Below are 17,445 nucleotides of genomic sequence, written 5' to 3'. Positions count from 1 at the left end.
AAGTTGCGGTCAAGATGCCGCGCCGGTAGGGGCTGGCGATGAACATCGAACAACAACGCTGCGGCCTGGTCGCCGTGGTCGGCGCCCCCAATGCGGGCAAGTCGACGCTGGTGAACGCGCTGGTCGGGCAGAAGGTGGCGATCGTCAGCCCCAAGGCGCAGACCACGCGCGCACGGCTGATGGGGATCGCGATCGAGGGTGATGCGCAGCTGCTGCTGGTCGACACGCCGGGCATCTTCGATCCCGCGCGGCGGCTCGACCGGGCGATGGTCGCGGCGGCATGGGAAGGCTCCGAAGGTGCGGACCTGATCGCGCTGGTCGTGGACGGCAAGGGCGGGGTCGGGCCCAAGGTCCGCGCGGTCGCCGAGGGGCTCAAGGGCCGGCGCGAGAAGAAGCTGCTGGTACTCAACAAGGTCGACGTCGCGGACAAGCCGCGGCTGCTGGGGCACGCGGCGACGCTCAACGAGCTGGTCGAGTTCGACGACACCTATTTCGTCTCCGCGACCACCGGCGACGGGGTGGCCGAGCTGAAGGCGGCGCTGGCGGCGAAGATGCCGGCGGGGCCGTGGCATTTCCCGGAGGACCAGGTGTCGGACGCGACCGACCGCATGCTGGCGGCCGAGATCACGCGCGAGCAGCTCTACCACCTGCTCCATGCCGAGCTGCCCTATGCCACCGCGATCGAGACCGAGCAGTACAAGGAGCGCGAGGACGGATCGGTCGAGATCTATCAGCAGATCCTGGTCGGCCGCGAGAGCCAGCGCGCGATCGTGCTGGGCAAGGGCGGCGCGAAGATCAAGCAGATCGGGGCCAATGCCCGGGCCGAGCTGATCAAGCTGCTGGGGGTGAAGGTCCACCTGTATCTTCATGTGAAGGTGCGGCCGGACTGGGAGGAGGACCGCAGCCTCTATCGCGAGATCGGGCTCGACTGGGTCGACTAGGCCAGCAGCGAGTCAACCCATTCGGGCACCAGCGTGCCCGCCGGGCCGAGTCGCGATTGCGCGAACCAGGCGCTGCCTTCGGAGCGGTCGAGGTTGAGCTCGAGCGTGTCGGCGCCGTGGTAGCGTGCGGTGCGCACGAAGCCGGCGGCGGGATAGACCGCGCCCGAGGTGCCGATCGAGACGAACAGGTCGGCGCGCGCGATCGCGGCGTCGATTGCCTCCATCCGGTAGGGCATCTCGCCGAAGAAGACGATGTCGGGGCGAAGCGACGGCGCGCCGCAGGCGGCGCAGCGGGAGCGCGGCGGCAGGCTGCCGGCCCAGGGCGTCCGGGCATCGCATTCGGCGCAGAGCGACGAGTTGAGCTCGCCATGCATGTGGATCAGGCGCTTCGATCCGGCGCGCTCGTGCAGGTCGTCGACATTCTGGGTGACGAGCAGCAGCTCCCCCGGCCATTGCGCGTCGAGCCGCGCGAGCGCGCGGTGCGCGGCGTTGGGCTCGATGGTCGCCAGCTTGGCGCGGCGCTCGTCGTAGAAGCGGTGGACCAACTCCGGGTCGCGCACGAGCGCCTCGGGCGTGCAGACATCCTCGACGCGATGGCCCTCCCACAGGCCGCCCGGGCCGCGGAAGGTGGCGACGCCGCTTTCGGCCGAGACGCCCGCGCCGGTGAGCACGACGATGTTGCGGATGTCAGGCACTGGCGCTCCTTGGGCCGAACAGGATGATCGCGGTGCCGGCGAGCGCGACCGCGCCGCCGACCAGGTCCCAGCGGTCGGGCCGCGCGCCCTCGACCGCCCACAGCCACAATATCGCCGCGGTGATATAGACCCCGCCATAGGCGGCATAGGCGCGGCCGGCATGGCCGGTCTCGACCAGTGTGAGTGCCCAGGCGAACAGGACCAGCGAGGCGACGCCGGGGAGGGTCCACCAGATCGACTTGCCGAGCCGCAGCCACGCCCAGAAGGCGAAGCAGCCGGCGATCTCGGCAAGGGCGGCGAGGGCAAAGGCGGCGAGGGTCATACCCGCGCGCCATCGCGGAAGTTGACGAAGTTACGCGAAACGCGCGTCAAACTGTCGTCTTTGCCAGCTTCGTCAGGCGTCATGTGCGAGCGTCTGGGCGGCGTGGTGCGCATGCCGGAACGCAAGCAAATCAATTCCAACATTACAAGGCGCTAATCGTCCTCGTCCTCGTCCTCGTACCCCGCGAGCTCGAGCGCGCGGGCCTTGATCTGGCGCTCGCGGCACCAGTGCACCAGCGCGTCCTCGCGGCCGTGGGTGACCCAGACCTCGCGCGGGGCGATCTCGCGGATCGTGCGGGTGAGCTCGTCCCAGTCGGCATGGTCGGAGAGGATCAGGGGGAGCTCGACGTTGCGCTGGCGCGCGCGCTGGCGGACGCGCATCCAGCCGCTCGCCATCGCGGTGACCGGATCGGGCAGGCGGCGCGACCAGCGGTCGTTGAGCGCGCCGGGCGGGCACAGGATGATGCGGCCCTGCAGCTCCTTCTTCGCGACGCCGGTGGCGGGGCGCAGCTCGCCCAGGTCGACGCCGTGCTCGGCATAGAGGTCGCAGAGGCGCTGCAGCGCACCGTGGATGTAGATCGGGTCGTCGAAGCCCATGCCGCGCAATTCGGCGATCACGCGCTGCGCCTTGCCCAGCGCATAGGCGCCGACCAGGACGCAGCGCTCGGGCTCGGCGCGCAGCGCGGCGAGCAATTTGTCGATCTCGTCGCTGGTCTCGGGATGGCGGAAGACGGGGAGGGCGAAGGTCGCCTCGGTCACGAACACGTCGCATTTGACCGGGCGGAAGGGCGCGCAGGTTGGATCGGGGCGGCGCTTATAGTCGCCCGACACCACGATGCGTTCGTCCTTGTGATCGAGCACGATCTGCGCCGAGCCGAGGACGTGGCCCGCAGGGACGAAGCCGATCTCGACCTTTGATCCATTTGGGCCGTCGATCCTGGCCGTCTCGCCATAGGCGACCGGGCGGCCGGCCTGCGGGCCGTAGCGCGCCTCCATGATCGCCAGCGTCTCGGGGGTCGCCCAGACCTCGCCATGGCCGCCGCGCGCATGGTCGGCATGGCCGTGGGTGACGAAGGCGCGCGGCTTGGGCTGCGACGGATCGATCCAGATGTCCGCGGCGGGAACATGGATGCCTTCGGGGTGCGGCGTGATCCAGCTGCCGAGCGCCATGCAAGCAATATGGCCGGAACGGGCGAAGGTTCCAGCCGGATCGAAGCGCGGACGGCTTCGTTGATGCGGGGAGAGGTGACGAGATGACGTTCGATATGGCGAGCCTGCAGGGCGTGATGGTGATCATCGGCCCGATCGTCCTGGGCGCGGTGCTGCTCTGGGCAGTGCTGCACAATCGCACCAGCAAGCGCCAGAAGCAGCGCACCGAGGAAGCGACGCGACGCAACTATGATGCGCAGAATGCCGAGGACACGCTGCGCGAGCCGTGAGCCTGCGCTAAGACGCGGGCGTGGATAGCGGCGGACTCCCCCGGCAACTGAACGACTGGTTCGCGTCGCGCGGCTGGGCGCCGCGGCGGCATCAGCTCGACATGCTCGCGGCCGGGCGCGCGGGGCGGCATGCGCTGCTGGTCGCAGCGACCGGGGCGGGCAAGACACTGGCCGGGTTCCTGCCGACGCTGAGCGAGCTGATCGAGGACCCGGGCGAAGGGTTGCACACGCTCTACATCTCGCCGCTCAAGGCGCTGGCGGTGGACGTGCAGCGCAACCTGCTGACGCCGATCGAGGAGATGGGACTCGACATCCGGGTCGAGACGCGCACCGGCGACACCCCGCACGAGCGGAAAATGCGCCAGCGCGCGCGGCCGCCGCAGATCCTGCTGACCACGCCCGAGTCGCTGAGCCTGCTGCTGTCCTATGAGGACAGCTTCCTGATGTTCGCGGGCCTCAGGACGGTGGTGGTGGACGAGGTCCATGCCTTCGCCACCGGCAAGCGCGGCGACCTGCTGGCGCTGGCGCTGGCGCGGCTGCAGACGCTGGCGCCGGAGATGCGACGGGTGGCGCTGTCGGCGACGGTGGCCGATCCCGACGGCTATCGCGCCTGGCTCGCGCCGCATGGCGAGATCGACGCGGTCGAGCTGGTGACCGGCGAGAAGGGCGCCGATCCCGACATCGCGATCCTGCTGCCCGAGGGGCGCGTGCCGTGGTCGGGCCATTCGGGCGTCTATGCGATCCCGCAGGTGATGGCGGAGATCGAGACGCACAAGACCACGATCGTGTTCTGCAACACGCGCGGGCTGGCCGAGCTGGTGTTCCAGAATCTGTGGAAGGTGAACGAGCTCAAGCTGCCGATCGGGGTGCATCACGGCAGCCTCAGCCTCGAGGCACGGCGGCGGGCCGAACAGGCGATGGCCGACGGAAGGCTGCGCGCGCTGGTGGCGACCGCGAGCCTCGACCTCGGCGTCGACTGGGGCGATGTCGATTGCGTGATCCAGATGGGCGCGCCCAAGGGCAGCTCGCGCCTGCTGCAGCGGATCGGGCGCGCCAATCACCGGCTCGACGAGCCGAGCGAGGCGGTGCTCGTGCCGGGCAATCGCTTCGAATATCTCGAGGCGCGCGCGGCGCTGGACGCGGTCGAGGCGGGCGAGCTCGACCCCGACATCTTCCGCCCCGGCGCGCTCGACGTGCTGGCGCAGCATGTGATGGGGGTGGCGTGCGCCGCGCCGTTCGATGCTGCGGACTTGCTGCGCGAGGTGCAGGCCGCATTGCCCTATTCGGCGCTGACCGAAGAGACGTTCGAGCGCGTGCTGAACTTCATCGCCGATGGCGGCTATTCGCTGCGCGCCTATGACCGGTTCAAGCGGCTGACGCGCGACAGGGACGGGCTGTGGCGCGTGACCAAGCCGGCGTTCGTTGCGCAGCATCGGTTGAACGCGGGCATCATCGTCGAGGCGCCGATGCTCGAGGTGCGCTTCAGGAACGGACGGCGGCTGGGCAAGGTCGAGGAGGCGTTCGGGGCGACGCTCTCGCCCGGCGACACCTTCACCTTCGCCGGCATGGCGCTGGAGGTCGAGCGAGTCGAGCTGACCGACATCATCGTGCGCGCGACGGCGAAGAATGCGCGCTTCGTCTCGTACATGGGCGCGCGGCTGGCGATCACCTCGACGCTGGCCGAGCGCGTGCGGCGCTTCTTCGCGGATCCGGCGGCATGGGCGCGCTTCCCGGCGGACGTGCGCGAATGGCTGGAGGTGCAGGCCTATCGCTCGCGGCTGCCGGCGCCGGGCAAGCTGCTGGTCGAGACCTTTCCACACGAGGGGCGGCACCACATGGTCGTGTACAGCTTCGAGGGGTGGAACGCGCATCAGTCGCTCGGCATGCTGGTGACGCGGCGGATGGAGGCGCTGGGGCTCAAGCCGATCGGGTTCGTCGCGAACGACTATGCGCTGGCGGTGTACGGGCTGGAGAAGATCACCGATCCCGCGCCGCTCTTCTCGCCCGACATCCTCGAGCACGAGTTCGTCGACTGGGTGCAGGGCTCGGCGCTGCTCAAGCGGGCCTTTCGCGAGGTCGCGATCATCGGCGGGCTGGTCGAGCGCCAGCAGCCGGGCAAGAAGAAGACCGGGCGCCAGGTCACCTTCTCGACCGACCTGATCTACGACGTGCTGCGCAAATACGAGCCCGATCATTTGCTGATGCGCGCCGCCTGGGCCGATGCGCGGGCGCGGATGACCGATGTCGGGCGGCTCGCGCGGCTGCTCGACACCGCGGCGGACACGATCGAGCATGTCGACCTCGCCCGCGTCAGCCCGATGGCGGTGCCGGTGCTGATCATGATCGGGCGCGAGACGGTGGCGCAGGGCGCGGTCGAGGACGCGATGCTGATCGAGGCCGAGGCGCTGGCGGCGGAGGCGATGCGGCTCGACTAACGTCGGATTCTTGCCGCTCAACGGCAATTGCTGCGCAGCATGAACAGGCGTATCATGGCGCCGCCATGCAAGTTCGAGTGCTGACGCCCCTGCTCATCGCGCTCGCCGCTGCCCCTGCGGCGACCCAGGAGACTGCGGCGCCGCCCGCGGCAGGCGCGGCCGAGGATGGAACCGGTACGCTGGCGCTGGGCGATGTTTCCGATCGGATGACCGTGCCCGTCTCGATCAATGGCAGCACACCGCAACCCTTCATCATCGACACCGGCGCCGAGCGCTCCGTGATCTCGCGCCAGCTCGCCGGTAATTTGCGGCTCTTGCCGGGTCCGCAGATCACGCTGACGACGATGACCGGCAGCACCAAGGTGCCGACGGTGGTCGTCCCTTCGCTCAGCATGGGGCCGGTGCGCGACCAGCGGGCGTTCAATGCGCCGGCGCTGGAAGCCGCGCATATGGGCGCGCACGGCCTAGTCGGGATCGAGCAGCTGCGCACGCACATGGTGTCGATCGATTTCGACAAGGAACGCATGTCGGTGCGGCCGTCGCGCCGGGCAGGCGGAAGGCGCAGCTTCGTCCCGGTCGGCGCCGACGAGATCGTGATCACGGCGAAAAACCGGTTTGGCCAGCTGATCGTCACCGAAGCGAGCTTCGAAGGAGCGAAGGTCACCGTCGTGCTCGATACCGGATCGCAGATCAGCATCGGCAATATGGCGCTGCAGCGAAAGATGCGCCGGACGCGGCTCAAGGGCCCGATCGTGATGACGAGCGTGACCGGCGACAAGATGACGGTGAACTATCACATCGCCAATCGCGTGCAGCTTGGCGGCGTTTCGCTCGGCAGCGTCCCCGTGGCATTCGCGGACATTCCGCCGTTCGAGCATTTCGGCCTGTCCAAGGAGCCCGCGCTGATGCTGGGGATGGACGCGCTGCGCGCCTTCCGCCGGGTCGAGATCGACTTTCCGGACCGCAAGGTGCGATTCCTGATGCCGCGCCAGCGTGCGGTTGCGACGCGGCTCGGTTGACCTCCGCGCCGCGCGCGGCGATAGCGGCTTCATGGTTCCCTTTTCGTTCGCAGGTCAGGAATTATGTGCGCTGCCCGAGGGTGCGCTGTACTGGCCCGCGCGACGCGCGCTGATCGTCGCCGACCTGCATTTCGAGAAGGCGAGCTGGTTCGCGCTTAAGGGCCAGATGCTGCCCCCCTATGATTCGATGGCGACCCTCGCGGCGCTGACAGCGCTGGCCGGGCGGACGCAGGCGCGCGAGCTGTGGTGCCTGGGCGACAGCTTCCACGATTCGGAAGGATGCGAGCGGTTGCCCGGCGCGGCGCGCGACGCGCTGACGGCGCTGACCGGCTCGCTGCGCTGGGTGTGGATCACCGGCAACCACGATGCCGGGCTGATCGACCATTGCGGCGGCGAGATCGTCGAGGAGGCCGAGATCGACGGGCTGCTGCTGCGCCACGAGGCCGAGCCCGGCGAACTGCGGCCCGAGCTGTCGGGCCATTTCCATCCCAAGCTGCGCGTGCGCCTGCGCGGGCGGCAGGTCGCGCGGCGCTGCTTCGTCGCGACCGGGACCAAGCTGATCCTCCCCGCGTTCGGCGCGCTGACCGGCGGGCTCGACGCGCACCACCCGGAGATCGTCCGCGCGGTCGGCCGCGGGGCCGAAGCGCTGGTCGCGCTGGAGGATCGGCTGCTGCGCTTCCCGATCGCGGCCTAGGCGCCTAGCGCCGCTCCGACTTGCCCGCGCAGCTGGCCGGACCGGGCCCCGCGATCCTGCAGGCGGCGTTGCCCTCGACGCGCACCGCGCCGGTGCCGAGCACCGAGAGCGAGGCGGTGAAGCGCGCGGTGAAGCTGCCGTCGCCCGCGCTCTGCGAATGGACGGTGAGGTCGTTGACGGCGACGCCCGCGGCGTCGATCGAGCCGGCGCCGTAGTTCATGAAGCGGGCATTGCGCGCGGTGCCGCCGCCGAGCCTGATCAGGCCGGTGCCGGTCAGCGTGGTGACGAGCTGGTCGGCGGCGAGCCGGGCGACGCTCAGCGATCCCGCGCCGTTGACGCCGAGCTCGACGCGCTGGCCCTCGATCCGGTCGATGTCGAGCTTACCGCCGCCATTGATGTTGGCGCTGCGCAGCCGCGGCACCGCCACGGTGACGGCGGCCAGCGCCGCGTCGCCGCGCCAGCCCTCGGAAGTCTGGATATTGCGCGAGACCACGAGCACGCCGCCCTGGTTCCGCACGCTCACGCCCTCGACGGCGCGGCGGTCGCCGCTGACCGTGGCGGCGGGCGGCCCTTCGACGACATGCACCGCGAACGGCCCGTCGACGCGGATGCGGTCGAAGCCGGTGAGCAGGACGCGGCGCTCCTCGGGCGCCGGAGCGCTTCCGGCGGCAAGGAGGGCGAGCGGGATCAGCAGGACGCGCATGGGCTGAGGCATCGCATCGATGCCCCGCCCTGCGCAAGCCAGGACGATCAGCCGTCCCCCAACCCGCGTAGGGGGATCAGCGGCAATGCGCCTCGCCCGAGCCCATCTTGCTGACCGAGCATTTGGCGCCGCCGGTCAGATCGACATTGCCCGAGCCGACGATCGAGATGTCCGCCTCGCCGGTGATCTGTGCGCGGATGTTGCCCGATCCGGCGATCGAGAAGTCGCCGCGCGCTGCGCGTATCGCGGGCACGTCGATGTCGCCCGATCCGGCGATCGAGGCGTCGATCTCGCTCGCCTCGCCCGCCGCGATGCGCAGGTCGCCGGAGCCGGCGACCGACAGGTCGGCCTTGCCGCCGCGCAGCTGCGCGATGCTGAGATTGCCCGAGCCCGCGATCGAGCCGCCGAAATCGCCCTCGGCGCGGTCGACGGTCATGTTGCCCGAGCCGGCGACGTCGGCATTGACCAGCCGCGGCATGGTCACGGTGACCTTGGCGCCCTTGCCGCCGCCCCATTTCCAGTCGCCCTCCTTGCGCCCGACGCGCAGCGTGTTGCCGTCCTTGCGGATCTCGAGCCGGTCGAGCAGGGCGCTGTCGCCCTCCGCGGTGACGGCGAAGGCGGGGCCGGTCCTGACCTCGACATCGTCGGCGCCGCGCAGCGACACGCCGGTGAAATCGGCGACCTGGAAGCTGCGCGTGCCGCCCGATCCGCTCGGCTGGACGACGTCGCCGCTCATCCCGTTGGCGAAGTTGCATGCAGTGAGCGGCAGGATCGCGGCGGTGATGGCAAGAACGAGTTTCATCACGACTCTCCTATGTGTATTGTATGTCTAATACACTTGGAGGGGCGTAGAGGCAAACAAAAAGGGCGGCCGTCGCCGGCCGCCCCTTTCGCATCGGCGCATCGTCGGCCTCCGGGCCGGGTTCAGGCGGGCGCCTTGTCCTTGTTGTAGATCGCCGCGGCCTTGCGCAGGATCTCGAGGATCTTCTCGAGCGCGGCCTTCTCGTCGATCTCCTCCATCGCGGCGAGCTCGCGCGCGAGGCGCGACGCGGCGGCTTCGAAGATCTGGCGTTCCGAATAGCTCTGCTCGGGCTGATCGTCGGCGCGGAACAAGTCGCGCACCACCTCGGCGATCGACACGAGGTCGCCCGAGTTGATCTTCGCCTCATATTCCTGCGCGCGGCGCGACCACATGGTGCGCTTGACCTTGGGCTTGCCCTTGAGCGTGTCGAGCGCTTCCTTGAGCGTCTTGTCGCTCGACAGCTTGCGCATGCCCACGCTCTCCGCCTTGTTGGTCGGAACGCGCAGCGTCATCTTCTCTTTCTCGAAGCGGAGCACGTACAGCTCGAGCTGCATGCCCGCGATTTCCTGTTTCTGGAGCTCGATCACACGGCCCACGCCGTGCTTGGGGTAAACGACATAATCGCCGACATCGAAGGACAGCGCCTTGGCAGCCATGTGGGGGAAGCCTTTCTAATCACCATGGCCCCTTTGGGATTGCGTCAGCCGCCCGGTGCGTATACCGGGGCGAAGACGCCGATCGGGGCAAATCAACAACGGTCTCCAGTACCGAAACGCGAATCCTCGCGTCCGACGCGCTGTTTAACACAGATGAAATAAAATTACCACCCCGGAATCCGCCGGATTCGGGATGCTGCGTCGCGGCAGATAACGTTGTCGATTGTTGTTCAGCCGTGCTGAACCGCAGCCGGTCGCCAGACCGGCTCAAACAAATGCCAATCAGTCGCCCGAACCGGGCTCGGGCGAGAAATATTTGTCGTACTTGCCTTCCTCGCCCTTGTGCGCGTCGGCGTCTTCGGGAGTTTGGCCGGCGTTGCGCGTGACGTTGGGCCATTGCGCGGAGAAGGTGTTGTTGAGCTCGAGCCACTGTTCGAGGCCGCTCTCGGTGTCGGGCAGGATCGCCTCGGCCGGGCATTCGGGCTCGCACACGCCGCAGTCGATGCACTCGTTGGGGTTGATGACGAGCATGTTCTCGCCCTCGTAGAAACAGTCGACCGGACAGACCTCGACGCAATCCATATACTTGCAGCGAATGCAGGCATCGGTGACGACATAGGTCATGGCGGTTACGGCCCCTGAAGCGCCCGTCGGGCGGTGAACTCCATTCCTGCTATGCCCGCGCTCCGGGCGCGTCAATCAAGAGACGCTTTCTGCGATACGTTCTCAGCGTTTGTGCGCCTGGCGGCGCAGCGGGCCGATACCGCCTCGAAATACGCTCTTTCGCGCATTTTCAAACCACTCTCAGATTTCAGGCGTTTCCGTGGGCGCGGCCGGGCCGGGCAACAATTCCTGGTAGAGCGCCGCCGCTTCGGGCGCCGGGCCGCGGCGGCGGGGTAGCGCCTCGACGCGCAACACGCGCACGCGACCGCGCAGCGGGAAGGCGATCACCGAGCCGATGCGGACCTGTGCCGAGGAGCGCTCGATCCGCCGTCCGTCGAGGCGCAGCGTGCCCGCCTCGGCCATGTCCTGCGCGGCGCCCCGCGTCTTCACCAGCCGCGCGAACCACAGGAAGCGGTCGAGGCGCATTGCCGCGCCGGGATCACTCATCGACGAGCTCCGCGAGCCGGGCGAAGGCGCGGCCCATCGAGGTGTCGCGCGGCGGCGCCTTGGGCTTGGCGAGCGGGGTCAGCCCCTTCCACACCCAGCGCTGCGGCTCGCTTTTGGGGGTGCGCACGCTCTGGAAGCCGATCTGCACCATCAGCCGGGCGAGCGTGTCGGTGGTGAGGCCCATCGAGGTGGCGAGCGCGGGATCGGGGGTGAAGGGGGTGCGGCCCTTGCGCGCGTCGTGCGCGGCGCGGGCGATGCGCTCGGCGAGGTCGATGCGCACCGCCTGCGTGCCGAACGGACGGAAGCCGTGCTCGAGATCGGCCCCGGGCGCGGCGCGGGGGAGAGCGGTGGCGCCCTCGGGCGGGGCGCCGTCGAGGCCGAGCAGCGCGCGGCGGGCGGCGGCGGGGCGCGGCTTGAGCAGCGCGGGCGCGAAGATGTCGAGCGTACCGATCGTCACGCCGGCCTTGCGCAGCCGCTTGCGGTCGTTCGGGTCGAGCGCCTCGACCAGCGCGCCGGCGGCGCGACGCGGGAGCAGTCCGCCCGCCTCGACCAGCAGTCCGGCGAGCGCACGCACGCGGCCGCCCGCGGCGGCGTCACGGCTCAGCGCATCGAGCGTGGCGAGGTCGGGGAGGTCGGCGGCGATGCGGTCGGCGAACCAGCGCTCGATCCGCGCCTGCACAGCGGCACGGACGCGCGCGTCGAGCACGTCGAGCGCGCGGTCGAGCCGGATGCGCGGGCGGACCGGGTTGCCGGCGGGTTCGAGCGTGGCGACGGGCACGGCGCGCCACGTCACGGTCGCCGTCGCGAGCGCGAGTTCCTCGTCCGAGGCCACCATCAGCGCGTCGCCGCGGCGGCGCAGCTCGCCCGCCAGCCCCTTCTCGGCCGCCGCCAGCAGCATGCGCTTGTCGGCGGCGCGCGCGTCGGGCTCGACCACGAAGCGGAAGCCGTTGAGGTGGCCGAGGACATGCTCCTCGACGCTGACCTCGCCCTCCGGCCCGACCACGACGGGGAGGTGCGAGGCGCCCGCGCCGATCTGGCGCAGCAGCACGGTGGTGCGCTTGTCGACGAAGCGCTGCGTCAGGCTGGCGTGGAGCGCGTCGGAGAGCTTCTCCTCGAGCGACTGGGTGCGTTCGGCCCAGAGCGCGGGGTCGGCGAGCCAGTCGGCGCGCTGCGCGATATAGGCCCAGCTGCGCGCGGCGGCGATGCGGCCGGCGATCGTCTCGACATCGCCGTCCATGCGGTCGAGCCGAGCGATCTCGTCGGCGAACCACTGGTGCGGGATGTGGCCGGTGCCTTCGCTCAGGTGCCGGAACACGCGCGCGACGAAGCGGGCGTGCGGGTCGGCGCCGAGCTTGCGGAAATCGGGCAGGCCGCACGCGGCCCAGAGCCGGCCGACCGCGTTGGAGGAACGCACGCGATCGCGCACCCAATCCTCGCCCGCGAGCCGCTTGAGCACGGCGAGATCGACCGCCTCGGGCGCGGCGCGCAGCACGGGGGAGTCGGGCTTGCGCTCGAGGCTGGCGATCAGCGCGTCGAGGCTGGCGAGATCGGGCTCGCCCTCGCGCCAGAACAGGTGATCGAGCGGCGGGACGGCGTGGTCCTCGATCGCCTGGATCTCCTCGGGCAGGAAGGCGCCCGGCCCTTCTTCGACCAGGGCGCCGAAGGTGCCGTCGCGCTGGTGGCGCCCGGCGCGGCCGGCGATCTGCGACATCTCGGCGATGGTCAGGCGGCGCTGGCGCCGGCCGTCGAACTTCGACAGCGACGCGAAGGCGACATGACCGACATCGAGGTTGAGGCCCATGCCGATCGCGTCGGTGGCGACGAGATAGTCGACCTCGCCCGACTGGAACATCGCGACCTGGGCGTTGCGGGTGCGCGGGGACAGCGCGCCCATCACCACCGCCGCGCCCCCGCGCAGGCGGCGCAGCGCCTCGGCCACGGCGTACACTTCCTCGGCCGAGAAGGCGACGATCGCCGAGCGCTTGGGCAGGCGCGAGAGCTTCTTGGCGCCGGCGTAGCGCAGGGTCGAGAAGCGCGGGCGCGAGACGATCTCGGCTTCGGGCACCAGTTTGCGCAGCACCGGACGCAGCGAATCCGAGCCGAGGATCATCGTCTCGTCGCGGCCGCGGGCGCGCAGGATGCGGTCGGTGAAGACATGGCCGCGCTCGGGATCGGCGCCGAGCTGGCCCTCGTCGATCGCGACGAAGCCGACTTCTCGATTGGCGGGCATGGATTCCGCGGTGCACAGGAACCAGCGCGCGCCCGGCGGGACGATGCGCTCCTCGCCGGTGACCAGCGCGACTTCCTTCGCCCCCTTCACCGCGACCACCCGGTCATAGACCTCGCGCGCGAGCAGCCGCAGCGGGAAGCCGATCATCCCGCTCGAATGGCCCATCAGCCGCTCGATCGCGAGATGCGTCTTGCCGGTGTTGGTGGGCCCGAGCACCGCGGTGACCGGGCTGTTGGCGAAGCGGCTCATTACACCGTCCAAGATCGGGCGGCGGCGCCGACCGCGCAAGTGCCTGTGTTACTTGTTCCCGCGATGAAACACGGGGCGGCACGACCTGTCCCCGCCGCCGCACGACTCGCCGCAACTACCCATAATGGTCAGCCTGCTTAATTTGACTTTAGGGACTTGGTTCCACAACCATTCTTCCGGTGCCGGGGGTCGGCGCACGGTAATTGTTGGGGGGCAGCGCACCTTGTTCCTGCGCGGCGATCATGGGCTTGAGCAAGCGGGCGGCACCAACGCACGCTCGTTCGGCCGCGCGCTCGTCATCCGCAAGCCGACCATCGCCGACAAGTTGCGCGAGCGCTTTCCCGATCTCGACCTGGTTCCCGACCTCGGGTCGCGGATCGGCAGCGGCGAATGGTTCCGCGGCGCTGCGACCTGCGCCGGCCTGTGCGCGGCGGTGGTGCTGCTCGCGCCCGGCTTCGAACGGCCGATCTATGCCAGCGTGCCCGGCGCGCTGACCGGCACCGACGCCGATATCGCGCGCGCGCAGGCGATCGCGCCGCTCGCCGCCGGATCGACCACGGGCACCAGGCTCGGCGCGACCAACCTCGTCGCCAACCTCACCGACACGCCCGAACGCCCGATCCTGCAGCATACGGTGACCCTGGGCAGCGGCGGCGCGTTGCAGACCGCGCTGATGCGCTCGGGCGTCGGCAAGGGCGACGCGGCGCGCGCCGCCGACCTGGTCGCGGAGGCGGTGGCGCTCGGCGACCTCAAGTCGGGCACGCAGCTCGACCTGACGCTCGGCCGCCGCACCGACAAGTCGCAGCCGCGCCCGCTCGAGAAGCTGGCGTTCCGCGCGCGCTTCGACCTCAGCCTCGAGCTGGTGCGCAGCGGTTCCGCGCTCGCGCTCAACGAGATCCCGATCGCGATCGACCACACCCCGCTGCGCGTGCGCGGGCGGGTCGGCGACAGCCTCTATCGCTCGGCGCGCGCCGCGGGCGTGCCCGCCAAGGCGGTCGAGGCCTATATCCGCTCGATCGCGACGCGCGTGCCGATCGGCCGGGTCGGCGCCGACAGCGAGTTCGACATCATCGTCGAGCAGGCCAAGGCGGCGACCGGCGAAGTGCAGATGGGCAATCTCCTCTATGCCGGGCTCAACGGCGAAGCGGGCAAGCTCCAGCTGGTGCGCTGGGAAGAGGATGGCCGCACCACCTGGTATGACGGCAAGGGCACGGGCGAGCGCAAGGGCCAGATGGCGATGCCCGCCTCGGGCCGGATCAGCTCGGGCTTCGGCCTGCGCCGGCATCCGGTGCTCGGCTTCTCGCGCATGCACAAGGGGCTCGACATCGCCGCGGGCTATGGCTCGCCGATCCGCGCGGCGAACGACGGCACGGTCGCCTTTGCCGGGCGCAATGGCGGCTATGGCAATTTCGTGCGGCTGAACCACAGCGCGGGCATGGGTACCGGCTATGGCCATATGAGCCGGATCGCGGTGAGCAGCGGCCAGCGCGTCACGCGCGGCCAGGTGATCGGCTATGTCGGCTCGACCGGCATCTCGACCGGGCCGCACCTCCATTACGAGCTCTATCGCAACGGCGTCGCGATCAATCCGCGTTCGGTGTCCTTCTCGGTCGTCCAGTCGCTGAGCGGCGGCGACTTGCGCGAGTTCAAGGCCAAGCTCGCGCGGCTGCTCGCGGTGCCGGTGGGCGGTACGCGGGTGAAGCAGGCCGAGCGCGAGGAGTGATCGATCGCCGCACGCTGATCGGCGGGCTGGCGGCAGTGGCGGCGACTCCCGCTCTGGCGCACGGCCGGGCGGAGATCTGGACCTTCGACAATCTGAAGCGGATCGGCGGGCGCGACGTGCGCGTCGAGGGTGCGCCGCGCGTGATCCGCTCGCCGCTCGGCCGTGCGGTCGCGTTCGACGGCGTGCGCGACGTGCTGTTCGTCGACGCGCATCCGCTGGCCGGGGCCGCGCGCTTCACCTTCGAGGCGCTGTTCCGGCCCGATGGCGGCGCGTTCGAGCAGCGCTGGTTCCATTTGGAGAGTGGCGGCGAAGGCACCGATCCGACGGCGAAGACCGGATCGCGCATGCTGTTCGAGATCCGCGTCGAGGGGGGCGAATGGCATCTCGACACGTTCGTGCTCGGCCCGGGCTATCGGCAGCCCCTGATCGTCCCGGAGAAGCGCTTCCCGGTCGGGCGTTGGTATCATGTCGCGCAAAGCTATGACGGGTCGATCTACCGTGCCTATGTGAACGGCGCGCTGCAGGCCGAGGCGCCGCTCGCCTTCACGCCGCAGGCGCCGGGCCGCGCCTCGATCGGGATGCGGATGAACCGGGTCAGCCCGTTCCGCGGCGCCGTGCGACAGGCGGCGTTCGCTCGCGAAGCGCTTGCGCCCGGCCGGTTCGTTTTGCCGATCCCGCGCTGACGCGGGCGGGATCAGCGTCCCTGGGCGCGCCAGCGGCGAATGGTGCGTTCGAGGCTCGAATCCTCGCCGCCGCTATGCTTCCACAGCTCGGAGAAGACCGGATCGCTCGACGCCGGGCGCTTGGCCTCCTCGAGCGAATCGAACGCGACGCGCACCGGCGTCGCCACGCCCTCGCCGACCATGATGCACTCGCGGTTGCGCAGCGCCGGGATCGAGTCGAGGAAGCCGCGCGCGCCCTCGGGCATCGCCGCGCGCACGAACGCCTGGTCGCGATCGTTGTTGAGGCGCATCGCGATGATCGTGCCGCACTGCGACAGCACGCCCTCGGCAAGGTCCGACGGGCGCTGCGTGATCAGGCCGAGCGACACGCCGTATTTGCGGCCTTCCTTGGCGATGCGGCTGAGGATGCGGCCGACCGAGGAGCCGTCGGCGTTGCGCTCGTTGGGGACATAGCGGTGCGCTTCCTCGCACACCAGCAGGATCGGGCGCTGCGATTCGCCGCGCGACCAGATCGCATAGTCGAACACCATCCGGCTCAGAACCGCGACCACGACCGAGGTGATCTCGCTCGGCACGCCCGACACGTCGATGATCGAGATCGGCTTGCCGTCGCCGGGCAGGCGGAAGATGCGGCTGATGAAGTTCGCCATCGTGTCCGCCACCAGCATGCCGGAGAACATGAAGGCATAGCGGGGATCGGCCTTGATCTCGTCGATCTTGCCCTTGAGGCGCAGATAGGGAGCGGTATCGGTCGCCTTGTCCATCTTGCCCATCTCGTTCTGGATGGTCGTGGTGAGATCGGACAGGAGATAGGGGATCGGCGCGTCGACGGTGAGCTTGCCGAACTCGGCGGCGAGCCGGTTCTTCTGCTTGGCCATCAGGATGCACTTGGCGAGGATGTCGGCGTCGATCTGGCGGTCCGACCCTTCGGTGGTGACGAAGACCTCGCAATGTTCCTCGAAGTTCATCAGCCAATAGGGCATGGCGAGGTTCGACACGTCGAACAGCGCGCCATTGGTCTGGAACGCCGCCGAATATTCGCCATGCGGGTCGATCATCACGATGTGGCCGCGCGGCGCGAGGTCGCAGATGCGGTGCAGGATCAGCGCGGCGCTGGTCGACTTGCCGGTGCCGGTCGAGCCGAGCAGCGCGAAATGCTTGCCGAGCATCGCGTCGACATAGAGCGCGGCGCGGATGTCCTTGGTCGGATAGACGTTGCCGACCTCGATATGCGGGCGGTCGTCGGCGGCGTAGATCTGCTTCAGATCCGCGGTCGAGACCGGGAACACCGCGGTGCCCGGCGCGGGGTAGCGCGTGACGCCGCGGCGGAAGCCGTAGAGCTTGCCGGTCAGCTTCTCCTCGACGCCTTCGCCGAGGAAGTCGACCTGGGCGAGGATGCGGCCGCTCGCATCGTCGGCGCGGAGCGCGCGGACGTTCGCCACCAGCCAGGTGGCACCGGCGCGGATCTTGACCTGGCTGCCGACCGTGCCGGCATTGGCTACCGCGGGATCGGCGCTGCCCGAGAGCGATTCGAGCGCGACCGGATCGAGCACGACCTCGCTCGACGCGCCGCCGATCGCGAACACCGAGCCGATGCCGGTCAACGCCCTGGGGGCAGCCGGCAGCGCCGCATCGGAGGCGGGACGGATATGATCAAAATGCTGTCCGCCCAGATCCTCGGTCGTCAAGGCACGTTGCTCCCCGGTTCAAACCGGACCGATATGGAGCATTCAAAGTAAAGATTG

The 17,445-nt window shown here is 69.6% G+C and carries 17 protein-coding genes; 7 read left to right on the top strand and 10 right to left on the bottom strand.

The window, feature by feature from the left end; translation table 11 throughout:
- Positions 1–38 precede the first annotated feature (38 nt).
- Positions 39–941 carry a GTPase Era gene (gene era / locus ACO227_RS05125; protein ID WP_423605827.1) on the top strand — a complete coding sequence of 301 codons (903 nt, stop codon included), beginning with the start codon at positions 39–41 and terminating at the stop codon, positions 939–941.
- Here era and ACO227_RS05120 read toward each other — a convergent pair.
- The 3 genes from ACO227_RS05120 to ACO227_RS05110 all read right to left on the bottom strand — a co-directional run bounded on the left by ACO227_RS05120 (position 938) and on the right by ACO227_RS05110 (position 3,127).
- Positions 938–1,636, bottom strand: coding sequence for an NAD-dependent deacylase (locus tag ACO227_RS05120; protein WP_423605825.1), 699 nt, complete (start codon positions 1,634–1,636; stop codon positions 938–940). The two genes, era and ACO227_RS05120, sit on opposite strands and share 4 nt — an antisense overlap.
- A complete protein-coding gene (locus tag ACO227_RS05115) occupies positions 1,629–1,958 on the bottom strand; it encodes a YnfA family protein (RefSeq protein WP_423605824.1) in 330 nt (109 codons plus the stop codon). Before ACO227_RS05115 ends, ACO227_RS05120 begins: the two co-directional genes overlap by 8 nt.
- 152 nt (positions 1,959–2,110) lie before the next feature.
- Positions 2,111–3,127: a ligase-associated DNA damage response exonuclease gene (locus ACO227_RS05110; RefSeq protein ID WP_423605822.1), complete on the bottom strand. Its 1,017-nt coding sequence runs from the start codon at positions 3,125–3,127 to the stop codon at positions 2,111–2,113.
- A gap of 83 nt (positions 3,128–3,210) precedes the next feature.
- Here ACO227_RS05110 and ACO227_RS05105 point away from each other — a divergent pair, with 83 nt between their 5' ends.
- The 4 genes from ACO227_RS05105 to pdeM all read left to right on the top strand — a co-directional run bounded on the left by ACO227_RS05105 (position 3,211) and on the right by pdeM (position 7,544).
- The gene (locus ACO227_RS05105) at positions 3,211–3,396 is read left to right on the top strand and encodes a hypothetical protein (RefSeq protein WP_423605821.1); all 186 of its coding nucleotides are present in this window, start codon (positions 3,211–3,213) and stop codon (positions 3,394–3,396) included.
- Positions 3,397–3,497: 101 nt separating this feature from the next.
- Positions 3,498–5,831 (top strand): ligase-associated DNA damage response DEXH box helicase, encoded by a 2,334-nt coding sequence (locus ACO227_RS05100; RefSeq protein WP_423607261.1) that lies wholly within the window; start codon positions 3,498–3,500, stop codon positions 5,829–5,831.
- Positions 5,832–5,908: 77 nt separating this feature from the next.
- Positions 5,909–6,850: an aspartyl protease family protein gene (locus ACO227_RS05095; protein WP_423605819.1), complete on the top strand. Its 942-nt coding sequence runs from the start codon at positions 5,909–5,911 to the stop codon at positions 6,848–6,850.
- Between the two features lie 31 nt (positions 6,851–6,881).
- On the top strand, positions 6,882–7,544 hold the full coding sequence (gene pdeM / locus ACO227_RS05090; RefSeq protein WP_423605817.1) for a ligase-associated DNA damage response endonuclease PdeM: 663 nt from the start codon (positions 6,882–6,884) through the stop codon (positions 7,542–7,544).
- 4 nt (positions 7,545–7,548) lie between these two features.
- Here pdeM and ACO227_RS05085 read toward each other — a convergent pair whose 3' ends face one another.
- From ACO227_RS05085 to ACO227_RS05060, 6 genes are all read right to left on the bottom strand, one after another.
- Complete coding sequence (locus ACO227_RS05085) at positions 7,549–8,247, bottom strand: GIN domain-containing protein (RefSeq protein WP_423605815.1); 699 nt, start codon at positions 8,245–8,247, stop codon at positions 7,549–7,551.
- Between the two features lie 76 nt (positions 8,248–8,323).
- On the bottom strand, positions 8,324–9,049 hold the full coding sequence (locus tag ACO227_RS05080; protein WP_423605813.1) for a head GIN domain-containing protein: 726 nt from the start codon (positions 9,047–9,049) through the stop codon (positions 8,324–8,326).
- A 122-nt stretch (positions 9,050–9,171) separates the two neighbouring features.
- The gene (locus tag ACO227_RS05075) at positions 9,172–9,705 is read right to left on the bottom strand and encodes a CarD family transcriptional regulator (protein WP_423605811.1); all 534 of its coding nucleotides are present in this window, start codon (positions 9,703–9,705) and stop codon (positions 9,172–9,174) included.
- Between the two features lie 282 nt (positions 9,706–9,987).
- The gene (fdxA, locus tag ACO227_RS05070) at positions 9,988–10,329 is read right to left on the bottom strand and encodes a ferredoxin FdxA (RefSeq protein WP_423605810.1); all 342 of its coding nucleotides are present in this window, start codon (positions 10,327–10,329) and stop codon (positions 9,988–9,990) included.
- Positions 10,330–10,509: 180 nt separating this feature from the next.
- On the bottom strand, positions 10,510–10,815 hold the full coding sequence (locus ACO227_RS05065; protein ID WP_423605808.1) for an RNA-binding S4 domain-containing protein: 306 nt from the start codon (positions 10,813–10,815) through the stop codon (positions 10,510–10,512).
- Entirely contained in the window at positions 10,808–13,294 is a 2,487-nt protein-coding gene (locus ACO227_RS05060) for a helicase-related protein (protein WP_423605806.1), read from the bottom strand. Before ACO227_RS05060 ends, ACO227_RS05065 begins: the two co-directional genes overlap by 8 nt.
- 223 nt (positions 13,295–13,517) lie before the next feature.
- Between ACO227_RS05060 and ACO227_RS05055 the strand changes: the two genes are divergently transcribed.
- Both ACO227_RS05055 and ACO227_RS05050 read left to right on the top strand, forming a co-directional pair.
- Complete coding sequence (locus tag ACO227_RS05055; protein ID WP_423605804.1) at positions 13,518–15,017, top strand: M23 family metallopeptidase; 1,500 nt, start codon at positions 13,518–13,520, stop codon at positions 15,015–15,017.
- A complete protein-coding gene (locus tag ACO227_RS05050; RefSeq protein ID WP_423605802.1) occupies positions 15,014–15,700 on the top strand; it encodes a LamG-like jellyroll fold domain-containing protein in 687 nt (228 codons plus the stop codon). Before ACO227_RS05055 ends, ACO227_RS05050 begins: the two co-directional genes overlap by 4 nt.
- An 11-nt stretch (positions 15,701–15,711) precedes the next feature.
- On the opposite strand, the gene ACO227_RS05045 is transcribed toward ACO227_RS05050, so the two are convergent.
- Positions 15,712–17,349, bottom strand: a complete 1,638-nt coding sequence (locus ACO227_RS05045; protein WP_423607259.1) for an ATP-binding protein — start codon at positions 17,347–17,349, stop codon at positions 15,712–15,714.
- Between the last annotated feature and the right edge of the window lie 96 nt (positions 17,350–17,445).

This window comes from Sphingomonas sp. MS122 (assembly GCF_049532975.1).
Lineage (GTDB): Bacteria > Pseudomonadota > Alphaproteobacteria > Sphingomonadales > Sphingomonadaceae > Sphingomonas.
The sequence above is the reverse complement of the archived record's forward strand: the minus strand, read 5'-3'. Positions and strand labels throughout refer to the sequence as shown.